Source organism: Bradyrhizobium genomosp. III, from assembly GCF_000261705.1.
Taxonomy (GTDB): domain Bacteria; phylum Pseudomonadota; class Alphaproteobacteria; order Rhizobiales; family Xanthobacteraceae; genus Bradyrhizobium; species Bradyrhizobium ottawaense.
Genome location: NZ_AJQF01000088.1, coordinates 1 through 15,970, shown reverse-complemented (window position 1 = coordinate 15,970; position 15,970 = coordinate 1). Strand labels below are relative to the sequence as shown.

17 protein-coding genes and 1 pseudogene are annotated in these 15,970 nt (G+C 65.4%); 9 read left to right on the top strand and 9 right to left on the bottom strand.

What is annotated here, in order from left to right; genetic code table 11:
* From IC66_RS0108805 to IC66_RS0108790, 4 genes and pseudogenes are all read left to right on the top strand, one after another.
* Positions 1 to 223: pseudogene (locus IC66_RS0108805) on the top strand (cysteine rich repeat-containing protein); the annotation flags it as partial.
* A gap of 119 nt (positions 224 to 342) precedes the next feature.
* Entirely contained in the window at positions 343 to 558 is a 216-nt protein-coding gene (locus IC66_RS0108800) for a hypothetical protein (protein WP_028143828.1), read from the top strand.
* A gap of 189 nt (positions 559 to 747) precedes the next feature.
* The gene (locus IC66_RS0108795; RefSeq protein WP_028143829.1) at positions 748 to 1,887 is read left to right on the top strand and encodes an FAD-dependent monooxygenase; all 1,140 of its coding nucleotides are present in this window, start codon (positions 748 to 750) and stop codon (positions 1,885 to 1,887) included.
* Positions 1,884 to 3,497, top strand: coding sequence for a benzoate-CoA ligase family protein (locus tag IC66_RS0108790; RefSeq protein ID WP_038947407.1), 1,614 nt, complete (start codon positions 1,884 to 1,886; stop codon positions 3,495 to 3,497). The genes IC66_RS0108795 and IC66_RS0108790 overlap by 4 nt, the downstream gene beginning before the upstream one ends.
* Before the next feature lie 196 nt (positions 3,498 to 3,693).
* Here IC66_RS0108790 and IC66_RS0108785 read toward each other — a convergent pair whose 3' ends face one another.
* Together IC66_RS0108785 and maiA are read right to left on the bottom strand one after the other, a co-directional pair.
* Complete coding sequence (locus IC66_RS0108785; protein ID WP_038947405.1) at positions 3,694 to 4,206, bottom strand: MarR family winged helix-turn-helix transcriptional regulator; 513 nt, start codon at positions 4,204 to 4,206, stop codon at positions 3,694 to 3,696.
* Entirely contained in the window at positions 4,196 to 4,828 is a 633-nt protein-coding gene (gene maiA, locus IC66_RS0108780; RefSeq protein WP_038947404.1) for a maleylacetoacetate isomerase, read from the bottom strand. Before maiA ends, IC66_RS0108785 begins: the two co-directional genes overlap by 11 nt.
* A 207-nt stretch (positions 4,829 to 5,035) precedes the next feature.
* Between maiA and gtdA the strand changes: the two genes are divergently transcribed.
* Positions 5,036 to 6,076 (top strand): gentisate 1,2-dioxygenase, encoded by a 1,041-nt coding sequence (gene gtdA / locus IC66_RS0108775; RefSeq protein WP_038947403.1) that lies wholly within the window; start codon positions 5,036 to 5,038, stop codon positions 6,074 to 6,076.
* 207 nt (positions 6,077 to 6,283) lie between these two features.
* Here the strand turns inward: gtdA and IC66_RS0108770 are convergent, their stop codons facing one another.
* The 4 genes from IC66_RS0108770 to IC66_RS0108755 form a co-directional block, all read right to left on the bottom strand.
* Positions 6,284 to 7,105, bottom strand: coding sequence for an ABC transporter permease (locus IC66_RS0108770; protein WP_028143834.1), 822 nt, complete (start codon positions 7,103 to 7,105; stop codon positions 6,284 to 6,286).
* Positions 7,098 to 7,871, bottom strand: a complete 774-nt coding sequence (locus tag IC66_RS0108765; protein WP_038947402.1) for an ABC transporter ATP-binding protein — start codon at positions 7,869 to 7,871, stop codon at positions 7,098 to 7,100. The genes IC66_RS0108770 and IC66_RS0108765 overlap by 8 nt, the downstream gene beginning before the upstream one ends.
* Positions 7,872 to 8,025: 154 nt before the next feature.
* Positions 8,026 to 9,030, bottom strand: a complete 1,005-nt coding sequence (locus tag IC66_RS0108760) for an ABC transporter substrate-binding protein (RefSeq protein WP_038947401.1) — start codon at positions 9,028 to 9,030, stop codon at positions 8,026 to 8,028.
* 34 nt (positions 9,031 to 9,064) lie between these two features.
* A complete protein-coding gene (locus IC66_RS0108755; RefSeq protein ID WP_038947400.1) occupies positions 9,065 to 10,432 on the bottom strand; it encodes an FAD-dependent oxidoreductase in 1,368 nt (455 codons plus the stop codon).
* Between the two features lie 109 nt (positions 10,433 to 10,541).
* On the opposite strand from IC66_RS0108755, the gene IC66_RS0108750 reads away from it, so the two are divergent.
* Together IC66_RS0108750 and IC66_RS0108745 are read left to right on the top strand one after the other, a co-directional pair.
* Positions 10,542 to 11,426 (top strand): LysR family transcriptional regulator, encoded by an 885-nt coding sequence (locus IC66_RS0108750; RefSeq protein WP_038947399.1) that lies wholly within the window; start codon positions 10,542 to 10,544, stop codon positions 11,424 to 11,426.
* A 66-nt stretch (positions 11,427 to 11,492) separates the two neighbouring features.
* A complete protein-coding gene (locus tag IC66_RS0108745; RefSeq protein WP_038947398.1) occupies positions 11,493 to 11,765 on the top strand; it encodes a hypothetical protein in 273 nt (90 codons plus the stop codon).
* A 3-nt stretch (positions 11,766 to 11,768) separates the two neighbouring features.
* Here IC66_RS0108745 and IC66_RS0108740 read toward each other — a convergent pair whose 3' ends face one another.
* Positions 11,769 to 12,572 (bottom strand): enoyl-CoA hydratase-related protein, encoded by an 804-nt coding sequence (locus IC66_RS0108740; protein ID WP_038947397.1) that lies wholly within the window; start codon positions 12,570 to 12,572, stop codon positions 11,769 to 11,771.
* 154 nt (positions 12,573 to 12,726) lie between these two features.
* Here IC66_RS0108740 and IC66_RS0108735 point away from each other — a divergent pair, with 154 nt between their 5' ends.
* A complete protein-coding gene (locus IC66_RS0108735; RefSeq protein WP_038947396.1) occupies positions 12,727 to 13,701 on the top strand; it encodes a ketopantoate reductase family protein in 975 nt (324 codons plus the stop codon).
* Between the two features lie 3 nt (positions 13,702 to 13,704).
* Here IC66_RS0108735 and IC66_RS0108730 read toward each other — a convergent pair whose 3' ends face one another.
* A complete protein-coding gene (locus tag IC66_RS0108730; RefSeq protein WP_038947395.1) occupies positions 13,705 to 14,385 on the bottom strand; it encodes an alpha/beta hydrolase family protein in 681 nt (226 codons plus the stop codon).
* 126 nt (positions 14,386 to 14,511) lie between these two features.
* Here IC66_RS0108730 and IC66_RS0108725 point away from each other — a divergent pair, with 126 nt between their 5' ends.
* On the top strand, positions 14,512 to 15,657 hold the full coding sequence (locus tag IC66_RS0108725; protein ID WP_028143843.1) for an acyl-CoA dehydrogenase family protein: 1,146 nt from the start codon (positions 14,512 to 14,514) through the stop codon (positions 15,655 to 15,657).
* Positions 15,658 to 15,675: 18 nt separating this feature from the next.
* Here the strand turns inward: IC66_RS0108725 and IC66_RS0108720 are convergent.
* On the bottom strand, positions 15,676 to 15,970 hold a 295-nt coding region (locus tag IC66_RS0108720), incomplete at its 5' end, for a LysR substrate-binding domain-containing protein (protein WP_038947394.1).

Below are 15,970 nucleotides of genomic sequence, written 5' to 3'. Positions count from 1 at the left end.
GGCGGGAGCCGCGCCGGCGGCACCGCCAGCCGTGATCGTGTTGCGTCCCTTGCTGCCGCGCGAAGAGCTGTTCATCGCGCGCTCGGCCTGCGGCGCCGACATCCGCACGCTCTGCGCCGGCGTCGCGCCCGGAGGCGGCCGCATCATTCAATGCATTTCCAACAGGGCTGCCTCGCTGTCGCCGGCGTGCAAGGACGTGCTCGCCCCATTCGCGGCGAGGTAACACGGCGCAGGCGCCAAAGCCGCAACGACGAACGGCGTGCGCATGAATTTCCGCACGCCTGCAACGACAGATCTTTTGCAGATATCCGATTTCGATCACGGCAAGACCGGGAGGACAACATGCGTTCATTGCTGCTCGTTGCTTCTGCGCTCCTCGCCTTCGGAGCGACGATGACGTTCGAGGCCACCGACGCCAATGCGGTGGTCTGCGCACGCGGGGTCTATCGCGCCGGCTGCGCCGGGCCGAACGCGGCCGTCGTGGTCCGCAAGCCGGTTCCAGCCGTGCGCTGTACCCGGGTGCTGGTGAACGGGGTCTACGTGAAGCGCTGCGTCTGACGGTGCGGATGGCCAAGCCGGCGCGGTTTGGCTATGATTCGGACCTGAGGTTTCGGACACGCGTAAAACGTGTGGCCGAAGTGCGCTTTGGCGCGCCTGCGCTGGCCGATAATTCCGCTGGCGCGGGACGCCGGAGCACATTAGTCTACCCCTAGATAGTAAGTATACTGTCAATTAGGGAGGCAGACGTTGCGGATCGCCGTGATTGGCGGAGGGCCCGGTGGGCTCTACTTCGCCTATCTCTGGAAGAAGCGTCACCCCGAGGATCAAGTCGACCTGTTCGAACAGAACCCGGCCGACGCGACCTGGGGCTTTGGCGTCGTGTTCTCGGACCAGGCGCTGGAATTTCTGCGTGCCGACGACCCCGAGACGGTCGATGCGATCGCGCCGCACATGGAGAGCTGGCAGAACATCACGCTGAACCTCGGCAGCGACAGCGTCGCCATCGACGGGGTCGGCTTCTCCTCGATCGGGCGGCTCGAGCTGCTGCGGTTCCTGCAGCAGCGCGCGCTCGACGCTGGCGTCACCCCGCGCTTCGACACGCAGATAAATGCGATCGACCAGCTCAACGGCCACGATCTGATCGTCGCCGCCGACGGTTTGAACTCGCAGGTGCGCCGCGCCTTCGAGGGAGATTTCGGCACCTCGCTGTCCTACTCCTCCAACAAGTTCGTCTGGTACGGCACCTCGAAGCGCTTCGACACGCTGTCGCAGACCTTCGTGAAGACCGATCGCGGTGCCTTCAACGCCCATCACTACCGCTACTCGCCCGCCATGAGCACCTTCCTGGTCGAATGTGACCACGCGACATGGCAGGCCTATGGCTTCGCCTACAAGGACGTCGAGCAGTCCAAGGGCGTCTGCGAAGAGGTGTTCGCGGACACGCTTGGCGGCCATTGCCTCGTCTCCAACAAATCGGTCTGGCGCAACTTTCCCTGGGTCTGGAACGAGCACTGGTCGTTCAAGAACATGGTGCTGATCGGCGACGCCCTGCATTCGGCGCACTTCTCGATCGGCTCGGGCACGCGGCTCGCGATCGAGGACGCCATCGCGCTGGTCAAGGCGCTGGAATCGGATGCGCATCTTGCAACCGCGCTGCACCGGTACCAGGCCGCGCGAAAACCGGTGGTACAAAAGCTCGTCAACGCGGCGCGCACCAGCGCCTTCTGGTACGAGCATTTTGCCCAGCACATGCAGCAGGGTCTGATGGACTTCGCCTACAGCTACATCACCCGCTCCGGCCGCATCGACGATGCACGCCTGCGCCACATGTCGCCGGGCTTCATGGCGCGTTACGAGGCTGCCAAGAACGGCGGGGACGAGGCATGAGCAACGAGATCTTCGACCAGGTTCCCGCCGATAGCGAGGGGGCGCGCGAGATCGGCTTTGCCGTTCCTGAAATCTACAACGCCAGCCGCGTGCTGTTCGACAATCTCGCCAAGGGCCGTGGCGACAGGGTCGCGCTCATGGGTCCGGCAGGCACGCGGACTTACGCCGAGCTCTGCGACGAGACTTGCCGCTGGGGCAACGGCTTTGCATCGCTCGGCCTGAAGCGCGGCGACCGCGTGCTGCTGTTTCTCGACGACACCCCGGCCTACCCGGCCGCGTTCTTCGGCGCGGTGCGGGCCGGCTTCGTGCCGCTCCTGATCAACACGCTGACGCCGCCGGATTTGCTGCAATTCTACCTCGCCGATTCCGGCGCCAGCGTTGCGGTGGCGGACGCCGAATTCGCGCCACGCTTCAATGCCGAGGCCTGCAAGGACACGCGCCTGTGCACGCTGATTGTCGCCAATGGCGAGGCGGGCGATCACGCCGCGCCGAGCGCGCTCGCGGCGACGGACTGGCTCAAGCAATTCCCGGCCGAGCTGGCGGAAGCGGAGACGCATCGCAACGAGATGGCGTTCTGGATGTATTCGTCCGGCTCGACCGGCCGGCCCAAGGGCATCGTGCATCTCCAGCACGACATGTCCTATAGCGAGCTCGCCTTTGCGCAGAACGTGCTGAAGCTGACGCCCGACGACATCTGCTTCTCGGTGCCAAAGATCTTCTTCGCCTATGGCTTCGGCAATTCCGTCACCTTCCCGTTCTCGGCGGGCGCGGCAACGCTGCTGCTGCCGGGCCAGCCGAAGCCGGCCACGATCTTCGCGGCGATCGAGCAGCACAAGCCGACGGTCTTCTTCGGCCTGCCGACGCTCTACACGTCCCTGACCAAAGCCGAGGGCGCGCAACAGACCAACTTCTCGTCGCTGCGCATGTCGCTCTCCGCGGCCGAGGTGCTGTCGGCCGAGGTCTTCAACGGCTGGAAGACGCTCACGGGCCTGGAGATCGTCGAAGGGCTCGGCTCGACCGAGGTGCTGCACATCTATCTCTCCAACAGGCCCGAGCAGAAGAAGTTAGGGGCCGCAGGCCTGCGCGTGCCCGGCTACGAGGTCGCGCTGCGCGACAAGGACGGACGCGATGTCGCCGACAACGAGGAAGGTATCTTGTGGGTGCGCGGCGATTCCAACACGCCGCTGTACTGGAACCGGCCGGACAAATCCGCCGAGACGATTCGGCAGGGTGGCTGGATCTACACCGGCGACCGCTTCGTGCGCGATGCCGACGGCTTTCACTTCTTCCGCGGCCGCGCCGACGATCTCATCAAGATCTCCGGACAGTGGGTCTACCCGCTCGAGGTCGAGCTGTGCCTCGCCGACCATCCCGACATCCGCGAATGCGCGGTGTTCGCCGCCGAACTGCCGGACCGGCGCATGACGCTGAAGGCGGTGGTGGTGATGAACAGCCGCACGGTCGACAGGGGCGACGCGACGCGGCGGCTGCAGGATTACGTCAAGGGCAGGCTGCTTCCTTACAAATATCCGCGCGAAGTGATCTTCACCGACGAGCTGCCGAAGACCGGCACGGGGAAGATCGATCGGCAGGCGTTGCTGCGGATGTGAAGACGAGACGTCGCCACACCACAGGTGTCGTCCCCGCGCAGGCGGGGACCCATAACCACAGGGAGTGGTTTGGTGCGCGACTGGTAACCGCGAGTCTTCGCCAAATTTCTCCCTGGGGTTATGGGTCCCGGGCTCGCGCTACGCGCGCCCCGGGACGACAGCGGGGATGAGGCGTGAGTATCGCCTCACACCACCCTCACCCCGCCTTCCCCAGATGCTCCAGCGCATCCTCCGCGCGCAGCGGCACGCGTGAGGCCTCGTTGTTGAGATCGACGAGCTGCACCAGGAGCCCCATCAGCTGCTTGCGGTCGGCGGGCTTCAGCGGCTCCAGCATCCTCGCCTGAGCGCGCTCGACGGCGGGAATGATCTCGCGCAGGATCGCGGCGCCGGATTTGGTTAGATAGAGCAGCTTGATCCGCTTGTCCTCGGGGGCCGGCTTGCGCTCGACATAGTCCTTGGCCTGCAGCCGCTCGATCACGCTGCCGAGCGTGGAGCGGTCGAAGGCGATCACCGCCGACAGCCGCGTCGCGTCGATGCCGGGATGGGTGTGGATCGCGATCAGCGCCGCATATTGCACCGGGGTCAGGTCGAACGTCTTGCACTCCTCCATGAAGATCGAGACCGCGATCTGCTGCATGCGCCGGAACAGATAGCCCGGCGCGGCATAAACCGCGTCGATCGTGATCGGAGGAGGAGGCTTACTCGGCATCGGGCTGCTTCTCCGGCGCAGCGTTGGCAAACGCGGCGAGCGCCTTTGCGGCCGCCTCTGCCGCGAGCAGACGCGGATAGGCCGACACGTCGACGCCGAAACGGCGGGCATTGGCGAGCTGCGGCACCAGGCAGAGATCGGCGAGCGTCGGCGCATCGCCGAAGCAGAACGGGCCGGGCTCGTCCTTGATCAGAGCCTCGCAAGCCGACAGCCCTTCGCGGTTGACCCAGGCCGCCCAGTCCTGGACCTTCTCCTCGGGCAGGCCGAGCTCGCGCAGCCGCGCCAGCACTTTCAGGTTCTGCACCGGATGGGTGTCGCAGGCGATCGCCATTGCGAACGCCCTCACCTTGGCGCGCCGCAGCGGATCCTTCGGCAGCAGCGGCGGGTTGGGATGGGTCTCGTCGAGCCATTCGATGATGGCGACCGATTGCGTCAGCACCGCCCCGCCGTCGTTCTCCAGCGCCGGCACCAGGCCCTGCGGGTTGATGGCAAGATAGGCGGGCGCGCATTGCTCGCCCTTGCGCAAATGATGCGGCAGGTGCTCGGCACCGAGGCCCTTGAGGTTCAGCGCGATCCGCACCCGATAGGCGGCGCTGGAGCGGAAATAGCCGTGCAGCTTCATTGGGACCTCCCTGTTAGTTTTTCTCCGTCATTCCGGGGCTCGCGAAGCGAGCGCCCGGAATCCATACTCCCGATCGGGGTTATGGATTCCGGGCTCGACGCTGGCGCGTCGCCCCGGAATGACGAGGACCTTGTATGTCGTCCGCCACATTGACGCTACCTAGATCGTCAGTATACTGTCAATCAACAAAACGACGGGAGCGCCACCATGGAAGCGGTGACCAAGACGCCGGAACGCGAGGCGTTCTACAAGAAGATCGACGGCGAGAATCTCACCGCGCTTTGGACGGTGATGAGCGACCTGATCACGCCGGAGCCGAAGAGCGCCTGCCGGCCGCACCTCTGGAAATTCGAAATCATCCGCGACTACATGACGGAGGCCGGCAAGCTGATCACCGCCAAGGAAGCCGAGCGGCGCGTGCTGGTGCTGGAGAACCCCGGCCTGCGCGGCCAGTCCAAGATCACGACCTCGCTCTATGCCGGCGTGCAGATGGTGGTGCCCGGCGACGTCGCGCCGGCGCACCGACACAGCCAGTCGGCGCTGCGCTTCGTGCTCGAAGGCAAGGGCGCCCATACCGCCGTCGACGGCGAGCGCACTGCGATGGAGCCCGGCGATTTCATCATCACGCCGTCGATGACCTGGCACGATCATTCCAACGAGACCGATCAGCCGATGTTCTGGCTGGATGGCCTCGACATTCCGCTGGTGCAGTTCTTCGATTGCTCCTTTGCGGAAGGCTCCAAGGAAGATCAGCAGAGGATCACAAAGCCGGCCGGCGACAGCTTTGCCCGCTACGGCCACAACCTGCTGCCGGTCGACGTCAAGCGGAGCTCGAAGACCTCGCCGATCTTCAGCTATCCCTACGCCTACACGCGCGAGGCGCTGGAGAAAGCCAGAACGAGCCAGGAGTGGGACGCCTGCCACGGCCTCAAGCTGAAGTTCAGCAACCCCGAGACCGGCGATTTCGCGATGCCGACCATCGGCACCTTCATCCAGCTGCTGCCAAAGGGTTTCAAGACCGCGCGCTACCGGTCGACCGATGCGACCGTGTTCTGCCCGATCGAAGGCCGCGGCCGCAGCCGGATCGGCGATGCCGTCTTCGAATGGGGCCCGCGCGATCTGTTCGTGGTGCCGAGCTGGCAATGGGTCACCCACGAGGCGGAGGACGATGCCGTGCTGTTCAGCTTCTCGGATCGTCCCGTGCAGCAGAAGCTGGATTTGTTCCGCGAGGATCGCGGGAATGCGTGAGGCCACGCTGCCGGAAAATACTCAACTGTCGTCCCGGCGAACGCCGGGACCCATAACCACAGGGAGTAGTTTGGCGAAGACTTGCAGTTATCCAGCCGGTACGAAGACCGCCCACACTCGATAGATCACGCGGTATGGGTCCCGGCGTTCGCCGGGACGACGGCGGAGGTTGTGGCGCATCTGCGCCCCGCATCATTGCGGACGCGCCTACCGCCAGTGCAGCAGCCTTATCTCCAGCCAGCCGATCACCTTCCCCACCGCCAGCCCGAACACCGACAGGATCACCACGCCCGCGAGCAGCTGATCGGTCTGCATCAGATTGCCGGCCTGGAGCACGAAGGCGCCGATGCCGTATTGGGCACCGATCATCTCGGCGCTGACGACGAGGAGCAGCGCCACTGACGCCGTGATCCGGAAGCCGGCGAGGATCGCGGGCAGCGCGCCCGGCCAGACCACCTTGCGCACGATGGTCGCGAAGGGAACGTTGAAGCTCTGCGCCATGCGGATGAGGTTGCGCGGTACCGCATCGACGCCGCTATAGACCGAGATCGCGGTGGAGAAGAACACCCCCAGTGCAATGGTCGCGATCTTCGGCTCTTCGCCGATGCCGAGCCAGAGGATCAACAGCGGCAGCAGCGCGATCTTCGGGATCGGGAACAGCGCCGAGATGAAGGTGATGCCGACGCTGCGCGCGAGCCGCGACAGGCCGATGGCAAAGCCGACGGCGACGCCAGCCGCCGTCCCCAACAGCCAGCCGACGCCGATGCGCAGCAGCGATGCCGACAAATGCTGCCAGAGCGCGCCTGAGATCGCGAGCTGATAGATCGCGCGCGCGATCGCCGACGGCGCAGGCAGAAACAGGGGATTGACGAGGCCGGTGCTGCCCGCCGCCTGCCAGATCGCGATGACGAGGGCGAGCGCGATCCAGCCGCCGAAACGGCTCGACGCGGGCACGAAGCCGGCGCCACGAAAGCGGACGCGCCGCGTCGCGCTATCCTTCGCAGTGTCAGTCGCCGCGCGATCAAGCATGCTGGACCTCGCGCTCGGCATCGATGGCTTCGTTGCGGATCAGCGACCAGATCTGGTTCTGCAGCGCCAGCAGTTTTTCGCGCGCCGCCGCTTCGCCGCGTTCAGTGCGCGTCATCGGCACGGTCACGACCTCGCGGATGCGGCCGGGCCGCCGCGACAACACCACGATGCGATCGGCCAGCCGCGCAGCCTCTTCGAGATTATGGGTGACATAGACCGCGCCCATGCCGCCATCGGCGAGCAGGCGGACGAAATCCTCCATCAGGAGTTCGCGGGTCTGCGAATCCAGCGCGGAGAGCGGCTCGTCCATCAAGAGGATCGCGGGCTTCACCGCGAGCGCGCGCGAGATGCCGACACGCTGGCGCATGCCGCCGGAGAGCTGCTTGGGATAGGTTTTGCGAAAATCAGTCAGCCCCGTGCGGCGCAAGGCATCCTCGACCAGCTCACGGCGCTGCGTGGCCGAGAGCTGAGTGTGCAGCAACGGGAATTCGACGTTCTCCTCCACGCTCGCCCAGGGCAGCAGCGCAAAATCCTGGAATACGAAGGTCAGCGGATTGAGGCTGTCCGCCGGCGGCGCGCCGCGCAGCTCGGGCTCGCCTGAGGTCGGCTGCAACAGCCCGCCGAGGATGGACAGCAGCGTGCTCTTGCCGCAGCCGGAGGGCCCGACGATCGCCACCACCTCCCCGGCGCTGACCGTGAAGGAGACGTCGTCGAGCACGGCGAGGTCGCCGAAGCGGTGGCTGATGTGGTTGGCGATCAGGTCCATCTCAAACTCCGCTCTTCAATCCGTCACCCTGAGGTGCTGGAGCGAAGCGGAGGCCTCGAAGGGCGACGGCCCCGCTGCATCCGGGCCGCGCATCCTTCGAGGCTCGCTTCGCGAGCACCTCAGGATGACGGGGAGAGAGTAGGACTCGCATCAATCAATCCGCCTTCACAAATTCCTTGGCGATGATCGCGTTGGCGTCGAAGCCCTTGTCGGCAAAGCCCTGCTCCTGCAGCCATTTGATCTGGTTGTCGACGTTCTTCACGTCGAGCTTGCCGTCGGGGTCGATATAGGCGCAATTGCCGACCACCTGCTCGACCGGGAGATTGGTGTACTTTGCGATGATCTCCAGCAGCGGCTTGGTCTTGTCGTTGATCGGGGCGACGCCGTCCTTCATCGCGGCGAGGATGACGTCGTGATATTCGCGGTCGGCCTTGGCGAGCGCGCCGAGCAGCTTCGTCACCAGCGCCTTGTTGGTCAGCGTCTTCGGCGAGGCGAACACCGCACCCAGCTGCCAGGGCGTCTCGTCGCCGACCCAGCCTAAGAATTTCGCGCCGCCTTCGTCCGTGAGCTTTCGCGCGGTCGAGATCGGCAGCAGCGCCGCATCGACGGTCTCGCCCTTCAGCGCGGCGGCGGCGTTCGACAGCGATTGCAGCGGCACGATCTTCACCTCAGAGAGCTTGAAGCCGTATTTGTCAGCGAGCAGGCCGAGCGAATAGTGAAAGCTCGATCCGACCTGCGTCATCGCCACGCGTTTGCCGGCGAGGTCCTTCGGCGTCTTCAATCCGGCCGCGTAGGCGTTGTTGCTGGCGAAATAGCCGATCAGGGGATAGCCGGCCTTTTCGCGGCTCATCCCGCCAATCACCTTCAGCACGCCCTTGCCGGCGAGATTGTAGAGACCGGCGGTGAAGGCGGTGATGCCGAAATCGACGTCGCCCGAGGTCGTCGCGACCGCGATCGGCTGGGCCGCGTCGAAGAATTTCAGCTCGACCTCGAGGCCGGCCTCGCGGAAATAGCCCTTGTCCTGCGCGATGAAGACCGGCGCGGAGGAGGACAGACGGAGCACGCCGATCCTGGCCTTCAGCGCGTCCTCGGCCCGCGCCGTGCCCATCGCCGTGATCGCCACCAGCCCCGCAAGCGCGAGCCGCATTATCCCGATCATCCCGTTTCCTCCGCCGTCGTTGTCTTGCAGTGCGTTACAGGCCTTCGGGCACCATCTGGTCCCGGCCGATGAAGGCGCCCTGTTGTTTCAACGTTTCCTGCAATTTTTCAATGGGGATATCACGGGGGATGCGGTTTCCGGACAGCGCCAGCGCGGCGGCGGAACCGGCCGCCTCGCCCATCACGAAACAGGCCCCCGACACCCGCGCCGCGGACTGGCCCTCATGGGTCATGGAGGCACAGCGGCCGGCGACCAGGAGGTTGTCGACGCCTTCAGGCACCAGCATGCGGTAGGGCAACTCGTTATAGCCGCGCGATTCCGGGATCGGCGGAAAAGTGAAGATCACGTCGCCGGGCACGTGGGCCTCGATCGGCCAGCCATTGACGCCGATCGAATCCTCGAAGGAGGCGCAGCCGAGCACGTCCTCGCCGCTGAGCTGGTAGCCGCCCTTGATGCGGCGGGTCTCGCGGATGCCGAGCTGCGGCGGCAAATCGACGATGTAGGATTTTTCAAAGCCCGGCACGGTGCTGCGCAGGAACTCGTAGGCGGCGAGCGCCTGCTTGCGGCCCTCGATCTCGCCGCGGGTGAGATCGTCGGGCTCGACGCCGTTGATGGCATGGCCGTCCTCGCGCGCCACCTGCGTGAAATTCACCCGCCATTCGATGCCGGATTTCTGCGGCCGCACGATGGCGCTCTTGCGCGGGAATGTGTGGGTACCGGCGGCGAGCGCCTTCTCCATCAATTGCGGAATGGTGCGCCAGGCTTCGCCCGCCTTTGCGGGATCGATGCCGTTGAGGCGGAGCATCATCGAGGGGTACATCGGATGGCCATGCGCGTCACCGATCTCGAACGGCGCGCCGGCCCAGACGGCGAGATCACCGTCGCCGGAGCAATCGATGAAGATCTCTGATCGCACCGCCTGCCGCCCGGCCTTGGTCTCGACCATCAGCGCGTCGATGCGGCTGTCGTCACCCATCACGACGCCGGCGCCGAGCGCGTGGAAGAGGATGTGCACCTTGTGGGTTGCGAGCAACTGATCGGCCGCGATCTTGTAGGCTGCGGTGTCGTAGGCCTGCGCAAAAACCTTGCCGAGGATCAGATGCGGCGTGTTGAGGCCGTTGAGCCGATCGATCCGCGCCAGCAGCTCGGACGCCATGCCCTGCACGAGGCGATGGGCCTGGCCGTAGACATTGCCATGCAGACCGCAAAAATTTGTGACACCGGCAGCGGTGCCCATGCCGCCGAGAAAGCCGTAGCGCTCGATCAGAAGCGTCTTTCGCCCCGCGCGCGCGGCTGAGGCCGCGGCAACGATGCCGGCCGGGCCGCCGCCAAGCACGACGACTTCATATTCGCCATAGAGCGGCACCTGTCGTGCCGGTTCTTCGATCGTCATGGCCCGCATGGCGCGTCCCTTCCCAGATTCTTGCTTGGGTTCGACTATGAATTAACGCGAGGCGGGCTACAATCTACCAAAATACGCGATCAGCTTTCGCGAATCGGGAAAGGTCGACATGGACATCCTGGTGAACCTGCAAGCCTTCCTGGCGACCGCCGACGCCGCCGGCTTCTCGGCCGCCGCGCGAAAGCTCGGTGTCTCGACCTCGGTGGTGGCAAAACGCGTCACGCAGCTGGAGGCGCGGATCGGCACGGCGCTGTTTCACCGCTCGACCCGGCAATTGCGACTGACCGAGGCCGGACAGCGCTATGTGCATCGCGCACGCGGCGTGGTGACCGATGCGACTGATCTGCTCTCACGCATGGGCGAGAAGGGCCACGATCTCGTCGATCACCTGCGCATCAAGGCACCGACCTCGCTGACCGTCGCCCGGCTCGCGGATGCCTTCAGCGCATTCCAGACCCAGAACCCGAAGCTGAAGCTCGATATCATACTGATCGACCGCCCGGTCGATCCCGTCACCGAAGGTTTCGACATCGCCATCGGCGCTTTCCCGCATTCCTTCGGCGGCGTGGTCGACGAGCCGCTGTGCGCGCTGAGGCGGCTGCTCTGCGCCTCGCCCGCTTATTTGAAGAAACATGGCACGCCAAAACATCCGCGCGACCTCGTCGAGCATCGCTGCCTCAGCTTCATGCCGACCGGCCCGGAATGGATCTTCGACGGACCACGCGGCCGCATCAGCATCCAGGTCAGCCCGCTGCTCTCCACCAATGAGGGACACGTGCTGGCGCGCAGCGCGATCGCCGGCAACGGCATCGCGCTGATCTCGCATTATCTCGTCGCGGACGCCTTGCGCGACGGCACGCTCAAGCCGGTGCTGCGCGACTTTCCAATTCCGGAGCTGTGGGTGAAAGCCACGATCCCCGAGCGGCGGCGCAATGCCGCCGCGGTGCAGGCGCTGCTGACGCTGCTGAAAACGTCACTGGCGCCGTCGCTGTGAAGTGCGGTGCCGTAGCCCGCCAAAAGACGGTTGCCCGGGAATGGCGGACCTGACAGAAGTGGCCGCATGGATTCGAAGCTCTTGAAATTCGCCCTGCCCGCCGTGATCGCTCTCGCGATCTCCGCCGCTCCCGCCGCAGCCGTGGAGCAAAACTGCCGCTTCATTCAGGCCAAGCCCGAGCGCGAGGCCTGCTACAAGCGGCAGGAGGACGAACTCGCCGCGAAGCGCAGGCCCGTTGCACCCGCCAACGACGGTCAGACACTCGAAACGCTGCGCCAGATGCGGCAGGACGACGACGCCTTCTATCGCAGCATCAACAACATCTGCCGCGGCTGCTGACACTCAACCTTTCCCACCGCCCCAATTCCCCGCCCGCTTCTCGGCGAACGACGCCAGCCCTTCCGCCGCTTCCGCGCTCTGGCGCTTGAGCGAATGCAGGTGGACGAGCCGCGCATACGCGGCATCGTCCACCGCCATGCCGCCGAACGAGCTTTCCAGCGCGAGCTTCTTGGTCTCGGCCATCGCCTCCGGCCCGTTGGCGAGCAACTGCTCGATGACCTTCGCGCCTGCGGCTTCGAGATCGGCGAGCGGCACCACCTCGTGGACGAGGCCGATGCGGCGGGCGTCCTCGGCGCCGAAACGCTCGCCGGTGAGCGCGTAGCGGCGGACTTGGCGCACGCCGATGGCGTCGCAAAGCTGCGGGATGATGATCGCCGCGGTCAGGCCCCAACGCACTTCGGTGATCGAGAACAGGGCGTTGTCCGCGGCGATCACGACGTCGCAGCCTGCGATCACGCCGGTGCCCCCACCGAAGCAGCCGCCCTGCACCAGTGCGACCGTCGGGATCGGCAGCGTGTTGAGCCGCTGCACGGCCTCGAAGGTCGCGCGCGAGGCCGCCTCGTTCGCATCAGTCGATTGCGGCCGCACGCCGTTGATCCATTTCAGGTCGGCGCCGGCCTGGAAATGCTTGCCATTGCCCCTCAGCACGACGACGCGAAGATTCGACTTTTTGCCGAGATCGTCCATTGCCGCGAGCACGCCCGCGATCAGCGCGCCGTCGTAGGCGTTGTTGACCTCGGGCCGGTTCAACGTGACGGTCGCAACCCCACGCTCATCGAGGGTCCACAGCACGGGGCTGGCGGTCATCGGCGGTCCTCCGGGTCATTGTTGGCCCTGCACTATGGCCGAGGCAACGCATCGCGATCCATATCTTTCCAGCGTGGGGCGGTCGCGCCCATCGCATGGCGGCATGTGTCATGGTGGCGCCGGGCGACAGTTTGGGACCAGGGACGGAATCATCATGCGCATCTGCATTTTCGGCGCGGGCGCCGTCGGCAGCCATATCGCGGTCCGGCTGGCGCGCGCTGGTCATGACGTTTCGTGCGTGATGCGGGGGGCGCATCTGGAGGCGGTCCGGGCGGGCGGCCTCAAACTGCGCGTCGGCGATTCCGAGGTCTCCGCCAAGGTGAACGCCTCGGGCGACCCAGCCCAGCTCGGTCCGCAGGACGTCGTGATCTCGACGCTGAAGGCCACGGCGCTCCCGGGGCTGGTCGCCAGCATCAAGCCGCTGCTTCAGGACGACACCGCCATCGTCTTTGCCCAGAACGGTATTCCCTGGTGGTACGGGATCGGCCTGCCACCGCGGCACCCGACACCGCCGGACATTTCCTTCCTCGACCCCGGCGGACGCTTGCGCGCCTGCATCCCGAAGGAGCGGATCATCGGCGGCGTCGTCTTCTCCTCCAACGAGGTGACCGCGCCCGGCGTGGTGCACAACCTCACCCCGGACCGCAACCGCCTCCTGATCGGCGAATGCGACGACCGCAATTGCGAGCGCATCACCAAGCTGCGCGGCGTCTTCAACGACGCGCGGCTAGAATCACCGCCGGTGGCGGAAATCCGCGAGGCGATCTGGTCGAAACTGCTGACCAACATGTCGCTGTCGGTGCTGTGCCTGCTCACCGGCCAGACCGCACGCGGCGTGCGCGACGACGCCGCCTTTGCGGACGTCATCCCGCGCATGCTGAACGAGGCCAACGACATCGCGCAGCATTTCATCCCGGAGGTCAAGCGCGTGACGCGCAGTGGACCCGCCCCCAATCACAAGCCATCGCTGCTGCAGGACTACGAGCTTGGCCGCGCCATGGAGATCGACGTTCTGGTGAAGGCGCCCGCCGCCTTCGCGCGCACGGCAGGCCTGTCGACACCGACGCTCGATCTCATTGCCGCGCTCGCGATCCAGAAGGCCCGCGACAAGGGGCTTTATTCGGCGTGAGCCTCAGGCGGGCGTGTCGATCCAGGCTACGAGCGCGTTCAGTACCTCTGTAAGCGCCTCGTCATTGCTACGGCCGGATTTCTTCAGCACCGCGAACGAGTGATCGCCGCCTTCGATCTCATGCAGCGTCGCCTTCTTCGGACCGAGTTTCTCGACGACAGGCTTGAGGTAGCTCAGATCGGCAAGCCCATCGCGCGTGCCTTGCAGGAACAGCATGGGGATGGTGACGCCGGCGAGGTGCTCGGCGCGCTCGGACGACGGCTTCTTGTCGGCGTGCAGGGGAAAGCCGAGGAAGGCGAGCCCTTTGACGTCAGGCAACGGCGCCTTGGACTGCGCCTGCGAGGTCATGCGTCCGCCGAATGATTTGCCGCCTGCGACGAGCGTCACCCCGGGGCACAGCCGCGCCGCCTCCGCGACGGCCGCGCGGATCGCAGCGTGCGCGACCGCCGGCTGGTCGGGACGTCCCTTCTTCTCTTCCATGTAGGGGAAATTGAAGCGAAAGGTCGCGATGCCGCGATCGGCAAGGCCGGCCGCGACCTTCTCCATGAAAGCATGCCGCATATCGGCGCCCGCGCCATGCGCCAGCACGTAACAGGCACGCGCATTGTCCGGCTGCGTCAGAATCGCCGAGACCGTGCCGATGCGCTCGATGTCGAGCTTGAGCTCTTGTGTTTTGGTCGCCAAAATCAGACATCCCGACAGACGCCGCCCCGGCCGCCTTGGTAGCGTCACCGGCGCAGCCTGAAAACACAATAATTGCCGCGGCCGACTGGCCTACCAAGCCGGAAACGCGCATCAACCGAGGTAACCATGTCCTACCGCTCCTCCTGGATGACCGAAGAGCTCGATGTCTTCCGCGACCAGTTCCGGAAATATCTCACCAAGGATCTGGCGCCGCATGCCGAAAAATGGCGCGAGCAGAAGATGGTCGACCGCTTCGCCTGGCGCGGGCTCGGCGAGATGGGCGCGCTGCTGGCGAGCGTGCCGGAGGAATATGGCGGGCTGGGCGCCACCTTCGCCTATGACGCGGCGGTGCTGGACGATCTCGAAAGCACGGTGCCGGAGCTGACGACCGGCGTCTCCGTGCACAGCGCCATCGTCGCGCATTACATCCTCAACTACGGCTCGGAGGAGCAGAAGAAGCGCTGGCTGCCGAAGATGGCCTCGGGCGAGATGGTCGGCGCCATCGCCATGACCGAGCCCGGCACCGGCTCGGATCTGCAGGCCGTCAAGACCACGGCCAAGAAACAGGGCAATTCCTACGTCATCAACGGCCAGAAGACGTTCATCACCAACGGCCAGGCCGCTGATCTCGTCATCGTGGTCGCGCGCACCGGCGATGCTGGTGCCAAGGGCATCTCGCTGCTCGTGGTCGAAACCACGGGCGCGGACGGCTACAAGCGCGGGCGCAACCTCGACAAGATCGGCCTGCATGCCTCCGACACCTCGGAACTGTTCTTCGACAACGTGACCGTGCCGCCGGAAAACCTGCTCGGCAAGGAGGAAGGCCAGGGTTTTGTGCAACTGATGCAGCAATTGCCGCAGGAGCGGCTTGCGCTCGCGGTCGGCGCCGTCGCCGCGATGGAGCGCGCGGTCAAGCTCACCACCGACTACACCAAGGAGCGGAAGGCGTTCGGCAAGCCGCTGATGGATTTCCAGAACACCGCCTTCAAGCTGGCCGAGCGCAAGACCGAAGCGATGATCGCGCGCGTCTTCGTCGACTGGTGCATCGAGCGCCTGGTCGCCGGGGATCTCGACACCGTCACCGCGTCGATGGCGAAATACTGGTGTTCGGAGAAGCAGGTCGAGACCGCCGACGAATGCCTCCAGCTGTTCGGCGGCTACGGCTACATGCAGGAATACCCGATCTCGCGCATCTTCATCGATTCCCGGATCCAGAAGATCTATGGCGGCACCAACGAGATCATGAAGCTGCTGATCGCGAGGTCACTGTGATCCGGTTGCTGTGAGCAGCTACTTCATCCGCCTGTCGGCGGCGATGAAGTCGATGAAGGTCCTGACCTTCGCGGAGAGATATTTGCGGCTCGGATAGACCGCAAACAGCTTTCCGGCGAAGATGATGTGGCCAGGCATGACGTGCTCCAGACGACCGCTGGCGATGTCCTCGGCGACTAGCCATTTCGGCAGAAAGACGAGGCCCATGCCTTCGATTGCTGCCATGTGCAGCAGCGTTTCGTTGCCGCTGCGCAGCACCGGGTTGAGCTTGACGGTCTCGGGGCCGTGCTCGCCCGTGAAGGAGAAGCTCTCG